The organism is Mesorhizobium sp. M0998, from assembly GCF_040318885.1.
In the GTDB taxonomy this organism is placed as follows: Bacteria; Pseudomonadota; Alphaproteobacteria; order Rhizobiales; family Rhizobiaceae; genus Mesorhizobium.
Genome location: NZ_JAMYND010000029.1, coordinates 54839 through 69759, shown reverse-complemented (window position 1 = coordinate 69759; position 14921 = coordinate 54839). Strand labels below are relative to the sequence as shown.

Annotated in this window: 15 protein-coding genes; 7 read left to right on the top strand and 8 right to left on the bottom strand. The window is 63.5% G+C overall.

Annotated elements, in window-relative coordinates; genetic code table 11:
- Positions 1-477: 477 nt before the first annotated feature.
- Together NKH59_RS24255 and NKH59_RS24250 are read right to left on the bottom strand one after the other, a co-directional pair.
- On the bottom strand, positions 478-1335 hold the full coding sequence (locus tag NKH59_RS24255; RefSeq protein ID WP_353023320.1) for an EamA family transporter: 858 nt from the start codon (positions 1333-1335) through the stop codon (positions 478-480).
- Positions 1332-1946 carry a nitroreductase family protein gene (locus NKH59_RS24250; protein WP_352836370.1) on the bottom strand — a complete coding sequence of 205 codons (615 nt, stop codon included), beginning with the start codon at positions 1944-1946 and terminating at the stop codon, positions 1332-1334. The genes NKH59_RS24255 and NKH59_RS24250 overlap by 4 nt, the downstream gene beginning before the upstream one ends.
- A gap of 110 nt (positions 1947-2056) precedes the next feature.
- On the opposite strand from NKH59_RS24250, the gene NKH59_RS24245 reads away from it, so the two are divergent.
- The 6 genes from NKH59_RS24245 to NKH59_RS24220 all read left to right on the top strand — a co-directional run bounded on the left by NKH59_RS24245 (position 2057) and on the right by NKH59_RS24220 (position 8069).
- The gene (locus NKH59_RS24245; RefSeq protein ID WP_353023318.1) at positions 2057-3058 is read left to right on the top strand and encodes a LysR family transcriptional regulator; all 1002 of its coding nucleotides are present in this window, start codon (positions 2057-2059) and stop codon (positions 3056-3058) included.
- A 30-nt stretch (positions 3059-3088) separates the two neighbouring features.
- Positions 3089-3862: a FadR/GntR family transcriptional regulator gene (locus tag NKH59_RS24240; RefSeq protein WP_353023316.1), complete on the top strand. Its 774-nt coding sequence runs from the start codon at positions 3089-3091 to the stop codon at positions 3860-3862.
- A gap of 207 nt (positions 3863-4069) precedes the next feature.
- Complete coding sequence (locus tag NKH59_RS24235; protein WP_352542459.1) at positions 4070-5062, top strand: substrate-binding domain-containing protein; 993 nt, start codon at positions 4070-4072, stop codon at positions 5060-5062.
- Between the two features lie 125 nt (positions 5063-5187).
- Complete coding sequence (locus NKH59_RS24230) at positions 5188-6321, top strand: ABC transporter permease (RefSeq protein ID WP_352980729.1); 1134 nt, start codon at positions 5188-5190, stop codon at positions 6319-6321.
- Positions 6318-7169, top strand: a complete 852-nt coding sequence (locus NKH59_RS24225; RefSeq protein WP_352542457.1) for an ATP-binding cassette domain-containing protein — start codon at positions 6318-6320, stop codon at positions 7167-7169. The genes NKH59_RS24230 and NKH59_RS24225 overlap by 4 nt, the downstream gene beginning before the upstream one ends.
- A gap of 30 nt (positions 7170-7199) precedes the next feature.
- A complete protein-coding gene (locus tag NKH59_RS24220) occupies positions 7200-8069 on the top strand; it encodes a polysaccharide deacetylase family protein (protein WP_352503161.1) in 870 nt (289 codons plus the stop codon).
- A 12-nt stretch (positions 8070-8081) separates the two neighbouring features.
- Here NKH59_RS24220 and NKH59_RS24215 read toward each other — a convergent pair whose 3' ends face one another.
- From NKH59_RS24215 to NKH59_RS24190, 6 genes are all read right to left on the bottom strand, one after another.
- Entirely contained in the window at positions 8082-9176 is a 1095-nt protein-coding gene (locus tag NKH59_RS24215; protein ID WP_353023314.1) for a Gfo/Idh/MocA family protein, read from the bottom strand.
- A 32-nt stretch (positions 9177-9208) separates the two neighbouring features.
- Entirely contained in the window at positions 9209-10021 is an 813-nt protein-coding gene (locus NKH59_RS24210; RefSeq protein ID WP_023675815.1) for an ATP-binding cassette domain-containing protein, read from the bottom strand.
- A 32-nt stretch (positions 10022-10053) separates the two neighbouring features.
- Positions 10054-11169, bottom strand: coding sequence for an ABC transporter permease (locus NKH59_RS24205; protein ID WP_352456268.1), 1116 nt, complete (start codon positions 11167-11169; stop codon positions 10054-10056).
- Between the two features lie 147 nt (positions 11170-11316).
- The gene (locus NKH59_RS24200; RefSeq protein WP_353023312.1) at positions 11317-11970 is read right to left on the bottom strand and encodes a substrate-binding domain-containing protein; all 654 of its coding nucleotides are present in this window, start codon (positions 11968-11970) and stop codon (positions 11317-11319) included.
- On the bottom strand, positions 11855-12136 hold the full coding sequence (locus tag NKH59_RS24195; protein WP_353023310.1) for a hypothetical protein: 282 nt from the start codon (positions 12134-12136) through the stop codon (positions 11855-11857). Before NKH59_RS24195 ends, NKH59_RS24200 begins: the two co-directional genes overlap by 116 nt.
- A 67-nt stretch (positions 12137-12203) precedes the next feature.
- Positions 12204-13178 carry a polysaccharide deacetylase family protein gene (locus NKH59_RS24190; protein WP_352922328.1) on the bottom strand — a complete coding sequence of 325 codons (975 nt, stop codon included), beginning with the start codon at positions 13176-13178 and terminating at the stop codon, positions 12204-12206.
- Positions 13179-13540: 362 nt separating this feature from the next.
- Between NKH59_RS24190 and NKH59_RS24185 the strand changes: the two genes are divergently transcribed.
- The gene (locus NKH59_RS24185; RefSeq protein ID WP_352922326.1) at positions 13541-14785 is read left to right on the top strand and encodes a DegT/DnrJ/EryC1/StrS family aminotransferase; all 1245 of its coding nucleotides are present in this window, start codon (positions 13541-13543) and stop codon (positions 14783-14785) included.
- Positions 14786-14921: the final 136 nt, after the last annotated feature.

Here is a 14921-nt window from a genome sequence, read left to right as displayed (position 1 = left end):
CTGAGACACTACCGGCCCCTGGCGTCACTGGCAAGCGTTGGGAAATCAGTGATATTGTCGCGCTGATCCAAGCCAAAGAGGCAGAGAAGCCTATGGTTCGCGGCCAAAAGCAGGGAGTGAGGACATTTGAAGTACGAGTGGGCGAACAATCCTCACTTGTTTATTCCAATAACAGCATGTGTCGTTGTCTTGGCCCTGAGTTTCGCAGCCATGTTCGTCGCACTCCTAAGCATAATTCTGCGCACCGATTTCTATGGGTCAATCGATGACCAGAACCTTCCATGGGGCGAACGACTGGGGAAGCGAGACGCAAGGCTTCGTGCTGGATTTTGGTCAGCGCGCTTCCTGATACCGCGCCGGGTGATTGCATATGGTGCTGTTGTGTTCTTCTGCAGCTTCGGTGCGGTCGAGCTTATTTTAACCGTCTTCGGCCATCCGTCTTGATCGAATTTTCAAACTGACCCACTACCACCAGGCTCAAGCCTCGTTGCGGCTAGGCCGTTGAGCCAGCCAGATGCTGCCGATGACGAAAACGACGCCGGCGATCTGGGGCAAGGTCAGCGTCTGATCCAGGAATACCCATCCAAGCAGCACGGCGGTCACCGGGCTGAGGAAAAGCAGCGATGACACCACCGAAGATTCGAGTCGCGCAATGCCCCGGAACCAGAGGACATAGGTCAGCGCCGCACCGATCAGGCCGAGCCACACCAGTCCAAGCAGGTTGGCCGCGGTCGGGAGCGGGATGGGTGGTTCGAAAAGCAGGACCACCGGAACGAGAAGGAGACCGCCGGCAGTCAGTTGCCATGCCGTAAAGGCGAGCAGCGATGCTGGCGGCTGCCACTTGCGGCTCAACACGCTGCCGAAGGCCATTGAGGCCGCCCCGGCGAGGCCGGCGGCAACGCCGGCCGCATCGAGCGTCGCGTTCGGGGTCAGCACCAGCAACGCGACACCGGCGATCCCGACAAGGGCGGCGACGATCGCCAACCGGCGGACAGGGCTGGCAAGCAGGGCAGCAGCGAGGAAAATCACCATCAATGGCTGGACCGACAGCACGGTCGCCGCGACCCCGCCCGGAAGCCGGTAGGCGGCGACAAACAACATGCTCAGGAAGATCGAGATGTTGAGGGCTCCGAGGACGAAACTGCGCAGCCACCAGATGCCCATCGGCAGTTGCCGAACGATCGCCAGCAGCAGCAATCCGGCGGGCAGGGCTCGCAGCATTGCGACCGTCATCGGCGAGAAGTTCGGCAGGAACTGCGTGGTGACGACATAGGTGCTGCCCCATATTGCCGGTGCGATGGCTGTAAGCAGCAGATCGGAACGGTGCGTTTTCATAAGATTTCCAGAACTTCGGCAAGAGGGCGGCGCGGCTTTTGCGGCCAGTTTCCGGGCGCGGCGCGGCCGACCGCGATGAGCATCACCGCCATTTCATTGCGCGCAAGGCCAAACTCGCGGGCCACGCCTTCGGCATCGAAGCCTGCCATCGGACCGGAGACGAGCCCCAGCGCTTCGGCCGCGAAAATCAGCGTTGCGGCGCCAAGCGTTGCCGAGCGCACGGCTTCGTCGCGGGCCGCTAGAGGATCGGCATATTGGGCGCGGGCGCCCTCCCGCCACCCCGAAGCCATATCCGCCGGCATGAAGCCGGCTTCGACGAACGGACGGAGCCTGGCATCGAGGGCAGCGTGGTCGGGCAGTACGCCGCAGATGATGAAGGTGACGGCTGCCTCCTGCACCTTGGCCTGGCCATGGGCGAGGCTGCGCAATCGTGCCTTTGCTTCCGGCGTCCGCACCGCGATGAACCGCCAATTCTGAAGGTTGTAGGCGCTTGGCGCTCGCGTTGCGAGACGTGCCAGCTCCTCGATCTCGGCGTCCGTCAATTCGTGCGAGGCATCGAACCGATTGGCCGACATGCGCCGCTCGATAAGGGAAATTGCGGGGTTGGTCATCATGTCATTCCGAAACTGAGAAAGTCGTTCGGGAAGCAGATAGAGAATTTACCAAGGAGCGATAATATGCAACAATTGCAAGACATTATTTACTGGAAGAGAATGGTGCGATGGATCGCCTGACGGCGTTGCAGGTTTTCCGCCAGGTGGCGGAACTGAACAGCTTTGCCGAAGCTGGACGGCGGCTCGGTCTCTCTCCTCCCGCGGTCAGCAAGAACATCGCCGAACTGGAGGCGCATCTGGGGGTGCGGCTCATCAACCGGACAACGCGGCGCATGGCGCTGACCGAAGAGGGCAGGATCTATCTGGAGCATGTCACGCAGGGGCTCGATGCGCTGGCCAGGGCCGACCAGGTGCTCGGCCCGATCAAGACGGCGCCGAGCGGCACGTTGCGGGTCAGCGCGCCGATGACTGTCACGTTGACGCGGCTTTCGGCTGCGATCCCCGCGTTTCTATCGCGTTATCCCGATTTGAAACTCGATCTGCATCTTGACGATAGACGCGTCGATATCGTGCGGGAGGGATTTGACCTGGCCATTCGCGGCAGCGACAATCTCGAGGATTCCAGTCTGGTCGCCAGAAAGCTTGCGGTCATGCCGCACGTGCTTTGCGCAGCTCCGTCCTACTTCGAGGAGCATGGCCGGCCCAAAACGCCTGCCGATTTGAAGGCGGCCAATTGCATCCGGTTCAGCCTCTCGGGGCATGCGGACATATGGGAATTCCGCAAGGACGGCCGCGCCGAGCGGATCGCCATCGACGGACGATATACGGTCTCGTCAAGCCTTGCCGTGCGCGATGCGCTGCGCGCCGGCTTCGGCGTCAGCCTGATCCCCTATCCCTATGTCGAGAGCGACCTGAAAGCAGGCCGGCTGCAATCGGCTCTGGATGACTGGGACAAGGTCGAAACCACGCTCTACGCGGTCTATCCGGCACGCCAGCATCTTGCCCCGAAAATCCGCGTCTTCCTTGATTTCCTGATCGAGGAATTCAGCCGGGACAAGGAGAAGCCGTTCGTGCCTCCCCGGCGTGAACGCCCGGCAAAGCGCGGTGTCGGCGAGGCGACGGATGCGGAAAATCAAGCTGAGATATTGCCGGCGATTTCATCTCCTTGACACGCCTCCAAATCCGGACTTTGTGGAGCTATGCAGGACGCGAAGCCGAATAAGGGAAAGATAGCGGCCGAGGCGTTCGCCGAACGCACGAGCGGTATTCGCCGGGCCGATGCGGCGCGCATACCGGGGTCGAGCGTGCATGCGTCGCTGGCCAACGAAATCGGGCTGAGGATCGTGCGCGGCGACTATCCGCCGGGAACCATCCTGCCCAACGAAGCCAAATGGTCCGAGACCTTCGACGTCAGCCGCTCGGCGGTGCGCGAAGCCATAAAAATGCTGATGGCGAAGAGCCTATTGGCGTCACGCCCGAAAATCGGCAGCTGGGTCGAGCCGAAGGAGCGCTGGAACCTGCTCGATCGCGACGTGCTGGCCTGGTACGCGACCTCGCCGGACCGCGAGGTGTTCCTGAGGACCGTGCAGGAGTTCCGCCACATCATCGAGCCGGAGGCCAGCGCCTTTGCCGCCATGCGGCGCACCGATGAGCAGATGGCCGAGATCAGCCAGGCCTGCCGCGAGATGGGCGAGGCGACCAACCTGCAGGAGCGCACGCGCGCCGACACGCGGTTTCATCTCGCCATCCTGCGCGCCTCGGGCAACGATCTGCTGGTGCCGCTCGGCGTGCTGATCGAATCGGCGTTCGATCATCTGTTTGCTTATACCACCCGTGAACTCGACGATTTGCAGCATGCGCAGAGGCTGCATGAGGCAATCGAGAAGAGCATCCGGCTGCAGCGGCCGGACGCGGCGCGCAATGCGGTGCGCAAGCTGCTGGCCAATACCGACAGCGTCATCAAGTCCAGGTAACGGCCGCCACACATTCAAACAGTCGGATTGTGTCGGTGCGGCCGCCGATGGTGCGCGCTTGACCAATGTTTGCCGGCGAGGTTTCGGCACGAATGGTTCCCGTCAATCGATACGAAATGGGTCTGTTTGACGAACCGGCTGCCGATTAGCTTCCAGATGCGCAAGTCGCTTGGGTCGACCTTAACAACAAGCATAGGGGAAATCGGCATGAGCATGAAAAATGGGCTATCGAAAATTGGCTTCCACGTCAGCCGGGTTGTCGCCATTTCGGCGGTGGCCTTGCTGCCGGTCTTCGGCGCAGCGGCCATGGCGCAGGACAAGGATATCTCGATCTACTTTGTCGGCTGTGCCGCACCGACGGGCTTTCATGGCTATCTGGCACGCGGCGCCGAGGAGGCCGGCAAAAACCTCGGCGTGAAGGTCACCTATATTTTCCCGGATCAGCTTACCATTCCAAACCAGGTGCAGAAGATCGAGGAGGCGATCGCCGCCCAGGCCAACGGCATCGCCATCTGCGCCTTCGCCGAGGATTCGTCCTATGCCGATGTCGCCGCGCGCGCCAAGGAAGCCGGCATTGCCTTCGGCAGCGCCGCCGCGCCGCCGTCCGGCTCGCAAGTGCGCGATCCCAACGATTTCTTCCTGTTCCGCACCGGATCTGATGAAGCGGCGGCGGGCAAGTTGACGGCGCAGCGACTGGTCTCGATGGGCGTCAAGGGCCGCGTCGTGGTCGCCAATCAACAGCCGGGCGACGCGAGCTGCCAGCTCAGGGCGACGTCGCAGATCGATGAGCTCAAGAAGGCCGGCATCGAGGCCGACTTCCTCGAACTGACCATGGATCCGGGCCAGCAGGCGGAAGCGCTGTCAAATTACCTGCGCGTGCACCCCGATACGGCCGCAGCCACGAGCACATGCGACGTGATCGACGGTTTCCTCTCCGCCAAGGCAGACAGCGGCCGGGACGACCTGGTGCTCACCGGCTACGACATCGTCGCGCAATCGCTCGATGCGATAAAGGATGGCCGGCAGGCGTTCACCATCGACCAGCAGCAGTTCTGGCGCGGCTACATGCCTGTGCTGCTCCTGACCCACTACCTGAAATACGGCCTGATCGAAGGTAACTACTTCCTGACCGGTCCGACGGTCGTCGACAAGGACAATGTGGAGCGCGTCTCGGCATTGGTGAAGGAGGGCTATCGCTGATGCACGCCGCCCAAAAGTCCATCAGTGGTTTTTGGACGACAGCAAAAACCTAGCACGCGTCCAGGACGGGCGGCCAAGCCGCCCGTTCGCCATCTTCGTGGCCACTCTTGTATCGGGGTGACGGCATGAACGAACAGCCCGGGCCGAATGCGGCCAACAAGCCTTCCTCCCGTGTGGTCGCCGGCGAGGCGCTGAGACGGCTGATGCTGCGGCCGGAGGCGACGTCGATCGCGGCCGTCGTCATCCTGTTCCTGGTCTTCACCGCGCTCAGCCCGCAGCTTTTCCCCACCAGGCTGTCCTACATCAGCATCATGGCCGTCGCGGCCGAACTCGGTATCGTCAGCGTCGGCGTCACGCTGCTGATGATCGGCGGTCACTTCGACTTGTCGGTGGGCGCGGTGCTCGGACTCACCTCGTTCGTCTGCGTGGTGCTGATGCGCGACTTCGGCCTGCCACCGATCGTCGCCGCGCCGGTCGCGGTGGCCGTCGGAGCCGCGCTTGGCTGGGCCAACGGCATGATCGTGGTCAGGTTCCGCATCCATTCCTTCGTCGTGACGCTCGGCACCATGCTGATCTGGCGCGGCATACTGATCGCGCTGACCGGCGGCTTTCCGATGACGGTCGCCATTCCGCCTGGATTCAAGGCCATAATGGCGGGTCCGCTGCTTGCCGGCTTTCGTATGTCGATGCTGTGGTTCCTGGCAATCGGGCTGGCAGGCACCTTCCTGCTGGCGCGCACCAGGTTCGGCAACTGGATCCAGGCACGTGGCCAGAACGAACAGGCGGCGCGCAATCTCGGCGTACCGGTGGACCGCGTCACCGTCGTCCTGTTCATGATCACATCGGCGCTGGCAGCCATCGCCGGCGTCATCCAGGTTGCCCGCTTTTCCTCCGTCGACGCATTGCGCGGCGAGGGCATCGAACTGCAGGCGGTAGCCGTTACCGTTATCGGCGGGACGCTGCTGGCCGGCGGCTACGGCAGCGTCATCGGCACCATTCTCGGAGCCGTCACCTTCGGCATGATCCAGGTCGGCCTGGTGCTGGCAGGCGCTCCCGGCCATTTCTTCCGCACGCTCACCGGCGTCATTGTCGTCGGCGCGGTCATCCTCAATACCTCGGTGGCGCGCCGCATCGCCAAATCCAGGCCGATGGGCGGCTTCAAGCGCGACAGCAGTGCTGCCGACGCGGCGATTGCCGGCAACGCCGCAACGGCGGAGATACGGCCCGCCGGCAGCCTGGCGAAGGAGAAGACGCGATGAGCGAGCCGTCTGGCCTGGATGCCCAGCGCGGGGCCCGGCTGCCGGCCGGCAGCGGCTCCGACGACCTGACCCTTCGCCGCCCTCCGGTCGAGCCGGTCGCTGCCGGCGCGGTGCCGGTGATCGAGGCTGTCAACCTGTCGAAAGGGTTCGGCGCCACCACCGCGCTGGTCGACGTGTCGCTAAGCGCCTATGCCGGACGCATCCTGGCGCTGCTGGGCGACAACGGCGCCGGCAAATCGACCTTGATCAAGATCCTGTCCGGCGTCTTCCCGCCGGACAGGGGAGAATTGCGCTTCAACGGCGAGAAGGTGGCTTTCGCCAACCCGGCTCAGGCGCGCGAACGCGGCATTGCCACGGTGTTCCAGGACCTTGCCGTCTGCGAATTGCTGTCGGTCACACGCAATGTCGTGCTCGGCCGCGAACCGCTGAAAGGTTTCGGACCGTTCAAATGGCTCGACATGAAACGCGCCGACGACATGGCGCGCTCGGCGCTGCATCAGCTCGGGGTGCGCTGGGAACGCGGTCTCGACGAACGCGGCGTCAACATTTCCGGCGGCGAACGCCAGTCCCTGGCAATCGCAAGAGCCATGTTCTTCGGATCGTCGCTGCTTGTGCTGGATGAGCCTACGTCGGCTCTGGCCGTGCGTCAGGCAGGCCGGGTGCTCGAGCACATTCTCAGGGCACGCGAGCAGGGCCAGGCGGTCATCCTGATCACCCACAATTTCCGTCACGCGCTCTCGGTGGCCGACGATCTGGTGGTTCTGGCGCAGGGGCGCGTGGCGGGCCGGTTCCGGCGTGACGAGATCGAGCTCGACGAATTGACCGACCTCGTTGCCCGTGTCGGGTGAGATGACAATGCAGCAGTTCAGGAGCAGGAAATGACCGTAAAGACCGCAAGGAAGCGTGTCGTCATCCACGAGGACGACGTCGGCATGAGCCATGGCGCAAATGTCGCGTTTTTCGAACTGTCGAAGTTCGGCACATGCAGTTCCGGTTCGGTGATGGCGCCATGCCCGTGGTTCCCGGAAGCCGCTCAGATCGCCGTCGCCAATCCCGATTTCGACCTCGGCGTGCACTTGACGCTGACCAGCGAGCAGAAGCCGTATCGCTGGCGTCCGCTGACCAACCCGCCCAAATCGGCTGCGATGACTGACGAGTTCGGCTATTTCTGGCCGACCGTACCGCAGGCGCGCAAAGCCCATCCCGATGCGGTGGAAGCGGAACTGCGTGCCCAGATCGAATGCGCCATCGCTGCCGGCATCGACATCACCCATCTCGACGCTCACATGGGCACGGCGCAGATGCCGGAATTCATCGCCATCTATCGCAAGCTCGGCCGGGAATACCGGCTGCCGGCGCTGCTGGTGAAGGACCTGTCGGGCTACAACCCGGCGAGCTATGCCGGTGAGCTGGACATTGCCCGCTACGATGCCGAAATCGTAAAGGCGCAAGCGGCAGGCGAACCGGTGTTCGACATCGTTCTGGAAACGCCCTGGGCGCGCAAGACGGATGCGCAGACGGCCTACCACGCGATGTTTGCCAGAATCCCGGAGGGGTTGAGTTTCCTGTCGCTGCATTTCAACACGGTAGGCGATTTCGAGGCGATCAATCCTCCGGATGCCCATCTGCGGACCGAGGAATACGCGTTGTTCAAGACGGCGCGCGTCAAGGCGTGGATCAGCGAGTTCGACATCGAAGTGATCGGCATGCGCGGCATGCGTGATGAACTGCGCGCCGCCAAGATCTGAAAGCCGACGATCTTATGAGGCCAGATGCCGCCGGGTCAGCCCGATCAGCAGCGCCTGGTCGCGGGCGGCGTGTTCGGGTGGGTTGACGACGGCATCGCCATTGACGATCGCTGCCCAGAAGCCACGCATCTCTTCGACGAAGGCTTCGGCGTAACCGGCACGCAAATCTTTCTTCGACAGCGTGTGACCGTCCGAGGTCGTCACCGTCAGCCGGGTCGGATGATGGTTGAGCCAGGGCGAGGGGAATTCGAGCTCGAGGCTGGCATCGTCGAAGAACAGCGTGATCCGCTCCTTGTAGTCGGCGAGCTTGGGCACGGTGAGATGCGTCATGGTCCACAGTGCCTGCCCGTCCAGCAGCCTGACGGCGCCGTGGCCGCCGTCGCCATTGGCAAAGATCTGCGCGCCGACGACCTCGCCGTCCGGCACGCCGAGCGCATCGAGCAGGCCATGGACGGCGTTGACATCGTGAATCAAGGCCGAGCTGTAAGCGCCGGTAAATCCACGGAAAGCGAGATCGGTCAGATGCACGCCGACGGCCTCTTCGACCTGGCGCTTCTGCTTGGCGGCGACAGTGGCGACCATGTCTTTTGGGATATCGGTACCGCGCCTATAGGGCTGATGGGCGATGAACGGCCAGGCGTCGGGATCGTTTACCTCCACCGAGACCGCGCGCAGCGTGCTCGATGTTCCAGGCAGCGAAGCGAGCGCCAGCCGGTAGCTCGGGTCGAAGCGCTTCATACAGCCGACCTGAACGATTTTCCTGGCGGCGTCGCGCGCGGCGACGATCCCGGCGATTTCCGCCAGCGAATAGCAGAGTGGTTTTTCGCAAAAGACATGCAGGCCGCGCGCCAGCGCCGCCAGCACCTGTTCGTGATGTAGCGGGTCCGGCGAGCCGATCACCACCGCGTCGAGGCGCTGGTCGAAGAGCTGGTCGATCGTTTCGAAATTGGCAATGCCATGGGTGTCGGTGACGAACTGCCGCGAAATCCTCGAGGGATCGGCGACCCCGACCAGCTCGAACAATTCACCGAGGCGCAGCAGATTGGGGATATGCTCGACCTGCGAGATCATGCCGGCGCCGACGACCCCGACGCGTATCCTGCTCATTGGATCATTCCCCGCAATGTCCGATTGTCAGCTCAAGGCGCCGCAGGCGGCCGGTTGCCGATCTGGGCGAGCAGGCCGGCAATCTCCGCCTCGACCGCTTTCAGATCCTCGCCGCCCGACATGATCGAGATGACCTCGTCGCGCGAAATCTCGGACTTGGCGTAGGTGCCGCGATTGCGGCCGCGGTTGAGCAGGGTGAAGGTGTCGCCGACCGGATAGGCATGGTGGATGTTGTGGCTGATGAAGATCACGGCCAAACCCCGCATGCGCGCTTCGATGATGAACTTCAGCACCATCGCCGCCTGATGGACGCCGAGTGCGGAAGTCGGCTCGTCGAGGATCAGCACGCGCGCGCCAAAATGCACGGCGCGGGCGATCGCCACCGACTGGCGCTCGCCGCCCGACAGCGTGCCGACGGCCTGCGTCGGATCGCGCACGTCAATGCCGATATCGGCCATCGCCTGCCTGGCAATGGTGTTGGCGCGCTCCTTGTCGATGCGCGAGAAGGGCAGGCTGCTTTTGGTCGGCTCGCGGCCGAGGAAGAAGTTACGGGTGATCGACATCAGCGAGATCATGCCGAGGTCCTGGAACACCGTTGCCACGCCGAGCTCCTGCGCGTCGCGGGGGCTGCGGAAAGTGACCGGCTTGCCGTCGACCAGGATTTCGCCCTTGCTCGGCCGATAGACGCCGGACAGGACCTTGATCAGCGTCGACTTGCCGGCGCCGTTATCGCCGAGCAGGCAGTGGACCTCGCCCGGATAGACCTTGATGTCGATGTCCTGGAGGGCACGCACCGAGCCGAAATTGACGCTGACGCCGCGCAGTTCCATTGCTGGTTCGGTCATTTGGGCCGGTTCGGTCATTTGGGCCGGCTCGGTCATTTGCCACCTCCGCGGCCGAGCGCCTTCAGCCTGATGTAGTTGTTGACCAGCACGGCCATCAGGATGACGATGCCGAGGAAGACCTTGAACCAGTCGGTGTCGATGCCAGTGTAGAAGATGCCCATCTGCACCAGCCCGAAGATCAGCGCGCCGAACAGCACGCCATAGACGGTGCCGTAGCCGCCGGTGAGCAGCACGCCGCCGATGACGGCGGCGATGATCGCCTCGAATTCCTTGAGCAGGCCGCGCGTGGTGTCGGCGGAGCCCGCCTCCATCACCTGGATGGTGGCAAGCAGCGTCGCCGCGCAGGCGGTGTAGACGAACAGGCTGATCTTGACGCGATCGACCGGCACGCCGACGTTGCGGGCTGCGATCAGGTCGCCGCCGGTGGCGAAGATCCAGTTGCCGTATTTCGTCTGAGTAAGCACGTAGCCGGCCAGCGCCGTCAGGCCGAGCCACCAGACGATCGACATCGGAATGCCGGCGACGAAGGGAATGCCGTCGCTGCGGGTGGCTATCCAGCCTTGAGCGCCCATCCAGTGGAACAGGCCGGTGAGCAGATGGCCGTTGAAAATGCCGGCCGTCGCCGGATCCGGTGCGCCTTCGAGTATGTAGGGGATCTGCGTGCGGCCGGTGACGGCGCGGGTGATGCCGATCGACAGTCCGCGCAGGATATAGAGGGTGGCGAGCGTGACGATGAAGGAGGGCAGGCGCGTCTTCACCACGATCAGGCCGTTGAGATAGCCGGTGAGGATGGCAACGGCGAAGGCACAGGCGATGCCGCCCCATAGCGGCAGGCCCCAGTATTTCACCGTCAGCCCGATGACGACACCGGCAAAGCCGACCATGGAGCCGACCGAAAGATCGAACTCGCCGGCGATGATGAGGAGTGCTGCCGCGGTGGCGACGATGCCGAGCTCCGCCGACAGCGTCAGGAATGTCATCGATCCCTGCAGCGAATAGAGGTTTGCCGCGCCCGGCAGCAGCGCAAAGATGATGATCGTCGCAAGCAGCCCACCGGCGGCACCGGCTTCCGGCCGGCGCAGCCACTGGGTCAGCTTACCGGTGCTGGCCAGCCGCTCGTCGGCGCCGGCGGCCCGCTTCGACGTCATGCCGAAGCGGTCGGTCGCCTTCAGTTCGCCCGGAGATATCGCCTTGTCTTCCACGACCGCCATTAGGCTCTCCAATCGCTCAATTCGCAATCTTCGAAGGAACGGGAGAGCGCTTGGCGCATTCTCCCGTTCCGTCGGAGCGCTTGCCTAGCGGATGCCCTCTTTGGCGAGGGCCAGGATCGCCTTGGCTTTTTCCGGCGAATCTATGAACAGCGGTCCGGTATAGGCGTTGTTCTGCGGCCAGAAGCCGTGCGTGGCCTGCTCGACCAGATAGATCACCGGCAGATAGCCCATCAGATATTGCTGGGCGTCCATGCCGAAGCCCATTTCGCCGGCGACGACAGAATCGAGGACCTCCGGGCTGATGTCGAATGTGTAGAGCTTGAGCTTGCCGAACAGTTCCTTGTCGCGGAACATCGGGATCAGCGGGTTGGCGGCGGTGGCGCCAAGCGCAAAGACGGCCTGCGTGTCGGGATGCGCCGACAGATAGGCTTCCGTGCGGCGCTGGATGTCTGCGGGATCCGGCGCCACGGCCAGAACCTCGGTGCCGCCGCCGGAGGGCTTCAGCCCGTCATTGAGGCCCTGGCAGCGCTGGTCGAGGCTGACATTGCCGACCTCGTGGTTGATACAGACGACCTTGAGCGTGCCTTCCTTGGCCAGCCGCTCGCCGGCCTTCTTGCCGGAATCATATTCGGAAACGGTGCCGACATAGAGCGTCGAGAAGCCGGGCCTGCTCGACCACGTCGAAGACCTGCGGTGCGTAATATTCGACCTTGGCGCCGGTAAGGGCGGCCGCGTCATCGACGCCGCGCTTGACCACCGACCAATAGGGATCGGACGCCGACCCATGCACCACGAAGGTGATGCGGACGTCCTTCGGATCCTTGAGGCCCGCGGCATGCGCAATACCTGTCATCAGGCCCGCCGAAACGAAGGCGCCCAATGCCACTTTCAGAAGAGTTTTCATCTTATTCTCCCATTTGTCGTTGCAGTTCCAATCCCTCTGGCGCCGTTTTCCGGCCGCGACGATCGGCTCACGTCGCGGATCGGGTGGCCGCTTTGCGGGCCTTTGCCGACGCCAATCGCTGCTCGCCCGTGGTGTTGCCGCGGGCTGTTGTTGATAATCGCCCGGCCGAGAGCGCTACGCGAAGCTCCTCGCGCAACGGCTTCATGCCGATGACGTCGATCGGCTGTGCGGCGAGCCAGTCGCGAAAGCCCTGGTCGCGGAACAGTTCGTACTCTTCGGTGCGGATGTAGGCGGAGCGCGGCTCGATCAGCTCGAGTTCACCGGGCGCGTTGCAATGCAGGCAAAAGAAGGTCAGGCCGTCGCGCACACCGTCGATGAGCGCTTTGTAAGCCGGCTCGATCGGCCTGGAACGCGGCCGGCCCCAGGTCGTCTGGATGGCGGCGTCGAAAATGGCAAAGCCGCCGGCACGGGCCAGCGCCACGCCGCGCTGGAACGCCTCCTCGGTGACGCCGACCAGATTGTCGTTGGGGGAATAGGCGGACAGCGTCTTGGTCAGCAGCACGGGCAGTTGATATTCGAGCCCGAGCTTGATGTAGATGTTGCAGAATTCCGGCGACAATGCCGCTCCCATATGCGCGTCGAGATGGGTGACGTCGATGCCGGCGCGATAGGCGGTGTCGATCTGGGCGCGAAGCTCGGCCTCGACCGCCTGCGGCACCGCCTTGCGGCGCGTGGTCGCCACATCCGGCCACAAGAAGCCGAACTCGTCGGTCAAGCCGGCCGCCCGCGACGGCGCGGTCAACGGCCGCCATTTGTAGTGCTGCTTCTCGCTGTTCAGCGTAAGGTGGACGCCGAGGTCGAGGCCAGGGTTGGCGGCGGCGCTTTCGGCCATTTCGAGGAACCACGGGCACGGCACCATCACCGCGCCGGAACTGCAGACACCCAGCCCGCTCAATTCGAGGAAGGCGCTGTTGGCGCCGTGGCACATGCCGACATCGTCCTCGTGGAGTACGATCCGTTTGCTGGAGCCGGCGGCGTTCACGAACGGCCGCCTTTCCGCCGGCACGCCGGTTTCCAGGGTCTTCCAAAGTGTGTCCCGTATTTCATGGAACCAACCGTTTGCCCAACTGGCCGGAATGGAACGCCGAAACCTGCCTTTCCGACAGGGCCACTTTGGCGAATTCGGATGGGTACGATTTGCCTGCCGGCTGAGACACTTAGCTGCCGATTTCCCCAATCACGGTTCAAAACCAGTCATAGGAACCGTCTTCCGGGCGCAGATGGCTTGGTCGAATAGCGGCGGAGTGGTTCTTTCAAACCGTGCCGACAAGCCTACAGCTGTCCACACCATCAAGCGACCACATTATCAAGTGACCCACATTATCAAGTGACTGGAGGCCTGTCATGTACACCGCCGGCGAAGAGGAAATCGAAGCCATTGCCAGGGTGATCCGCTCGGGCGCGCTGTTTCGTTACGGCAAGGACAGCGAATGCGACCGCTTTGAGGCCCGCTATGCGCAGCATCTTGGCGTCGAGCATTTCGCGCTGGCCGCCAGCGGCACCTATGGGCTCGCCGCCGGCCTGATCGGCCTCGGCATCGGCCCGGGGGACGAAGTGCTGGTGCCGGCGCACACCTATATGGCGACAGCGACCGCGGTGCTGTCGGTCGGGGCCATTCCCGTCATCGTCGACATCGACGAGAGCCTGACCATCGATCCCATCGCCCTGCGCGATGCCATCGGGCCGCGCACCAGGGCGGTCATCCCGGTGCATATGTGGGGCGCGGCCTGCAACATGAATGCGATCATGGACATTGCTGCCAAGCGCGGCTTGCTGGTGCTGGAGGATGTCTGCCAAGGCATCGGCGGCGGCTATGAGGGCCGCAAGCTCGGCTCGATCGGCCATGCCGGCGCCTATTCCTTCAACTACTTCAAGAACATGACCTCGGGCGAGGGCGGCGGTATCGCCACCAGCGACCCGAAAGTGGCGGAGCGGGCGCGCTGCGCCATCGACCCTTGCCATTTCTACTGGCAGGGCAGAAGCGACAGCATCAAACCCTTCGCCGGCATCGGCGCGCGTGCTTCCGAACTGATGGGGGCGATGCTCAACGTCCAACTCGACCGGCTGGACGGCATCATCGAGGCGATGCGGGTCGAGAAGAAGACGGTGCTGGCCGGTACCCGCCACCTTAGCAATCTTGGGCTGACGCCGTCGCCGATGAACAGCGCGGACGACGATTGTGCCGCACAGGTGATGTACCTGCTGCCGAGCGAGCAGGCGGCGCAGACTTTTTCGAAGACCATTCCGAGCGTCGTTGCCGGCAAGACCGGCCGTCACAATTTCACCCAGTGGGACCAGGTGCTGATGCATGAAGGCGCGCATCATCCGGCGCTCAATCCTTACGCACTGCCCGAGAACCAGGGCCTGCGGCTGGATTATTCCGACGACCTCGGCAAGCGCTCTCTCGACATCCTCAACCGCACCGTGATGGTCGCCATGAACCCGGCGCACAGCGATACCGACATTCAGGACATGATCCACAACATCGACGCGGCGGCGCGGGTGGCGCTGGAGAATGCTTCGCTCGATGATATCGAATTGCGCAAGGCGGCACCGGTTGATCTGCAGAAGTTCGACAGTGTGAACTAGACCAGATCCGGCGCGGTTTGCTACCCTGCGGTCGAGTTCCTTGCCCGGTGGCCGGCCGAGGATTCCGGCCGGCATAACCGGCCGCCAAAAAATCCGCAGGCCCGTGTCGGATAGGCCGGGCTCCGCTCGTCCTAGG

What these genes read in the sequence shown, in the direction of transcription:
- NKH59_RS24255 (WP_353023320.1), bottom strand. Translation starts at nt 1,335, where the DNA reads ATGAAAACGCACCGTTCCGATCTGCTGCTTACAGCCATCGCACCGGCA.
- NKH59_RS24250 (WP_352836370.1), bottom strand. Translation starts at nt 1,946, where the DNA reads ATGACCAACCCCGCAATTTCCCTTATCGAGCGGCGCATGTCGGCCAAT.
- NKH59_RS24245 (WP_353023318.1), top strand. Translation starts at nt 2,057, where the DNA reads ATGGATCGCCTGACGGCGTTGCAGGTTTTCCGCCAGGTGGCGGAACTG.
- NKH59_RS24240 (WP_353023316.1), top strand. Translation starts at nt 3,089, where the DNA reads ATGCAGGACGCGAAGCCGAATAAGGGAAAGATAGCGGCCGAGGCGTTC.
- NKH59_RS24235 (WP_352542459.1), top strand. Translation starts at nt 4,070, where the DNA reads ATGAGCATGAAAAATGGGCTATCGAAAATTGGCTTCCACGTCAGCCGG.
- NKH59_RS24230 (WP_352980729.1), top strand. Translation starts at nt 5,188, where the DNA reads ATGAACGAACAGCCCGGGCCGAATGCGGCCAACAAGCCTTCCTCCCGT.
- NKH59_RS24225 (WP_352542457.1), top strand. Translation starts at nt 6,318, where the DNA reads ATGAGCGAGCCGTCTGGCCTGGATGCCCAGCGCGGGGCCCGGCTGCCG.
- NKH59_RS24220 (WP_352503161.1), top strand. Translation starts at nt 7,200, where the DNA reads ATGACCGTAAAGACCGCAAGGAAGCGTGTCGTCATCCACGAGGACGAC.
- NKH59_RS24215 (WP_353023314.1), bottom strand. Translation starts at nt 9,176, where the DNA reads ATGAGCAGGATACGCGTCGGGGTCGTCGGCGCCGGCATGATCTCGCAG.
- NKH59_RS24210 (WP_023675815.1), bottom strand. Translation starts at nt 10,021, where the DNA reads ATGACCGAACCAGCAATGGAACTGCGCGGCGTCAGCGTCAATTTCGGC.
- NKH59_RS24205 (WP_352456268.1), bottom strand. Translation starts at nt 11,169, where the DNA reads ATGACGTCGAAGCGGGCCGCCGGCGCCGACGAGCGGCTGGCCAGCACC.
- NKH59_RS24200 (WP_353023312.1), bottom strand. Translation starts at nt 11,970, where the DNA reads ATGACGCGGCCGCCCTTACCGGCGCCAAGGTCGAATATTACGCACCGC.
- NKH59_RS24195 (WP_353023310.1), bottom strand. Translation starts at nt 12,136, where the DNA reads ATGAAAACTCTTCTGAAAGTGGCATTGGGCGCCTTCGTTTCGGCGGGC.
- NKH59_RS24185 (WP_352922326.1), top strand. Translation starts at nt 13,541, where the DNA reads ATGTACACCGCCGGCGAAGAGGAAATCGAAGCCATTGCCAGGGTGATC.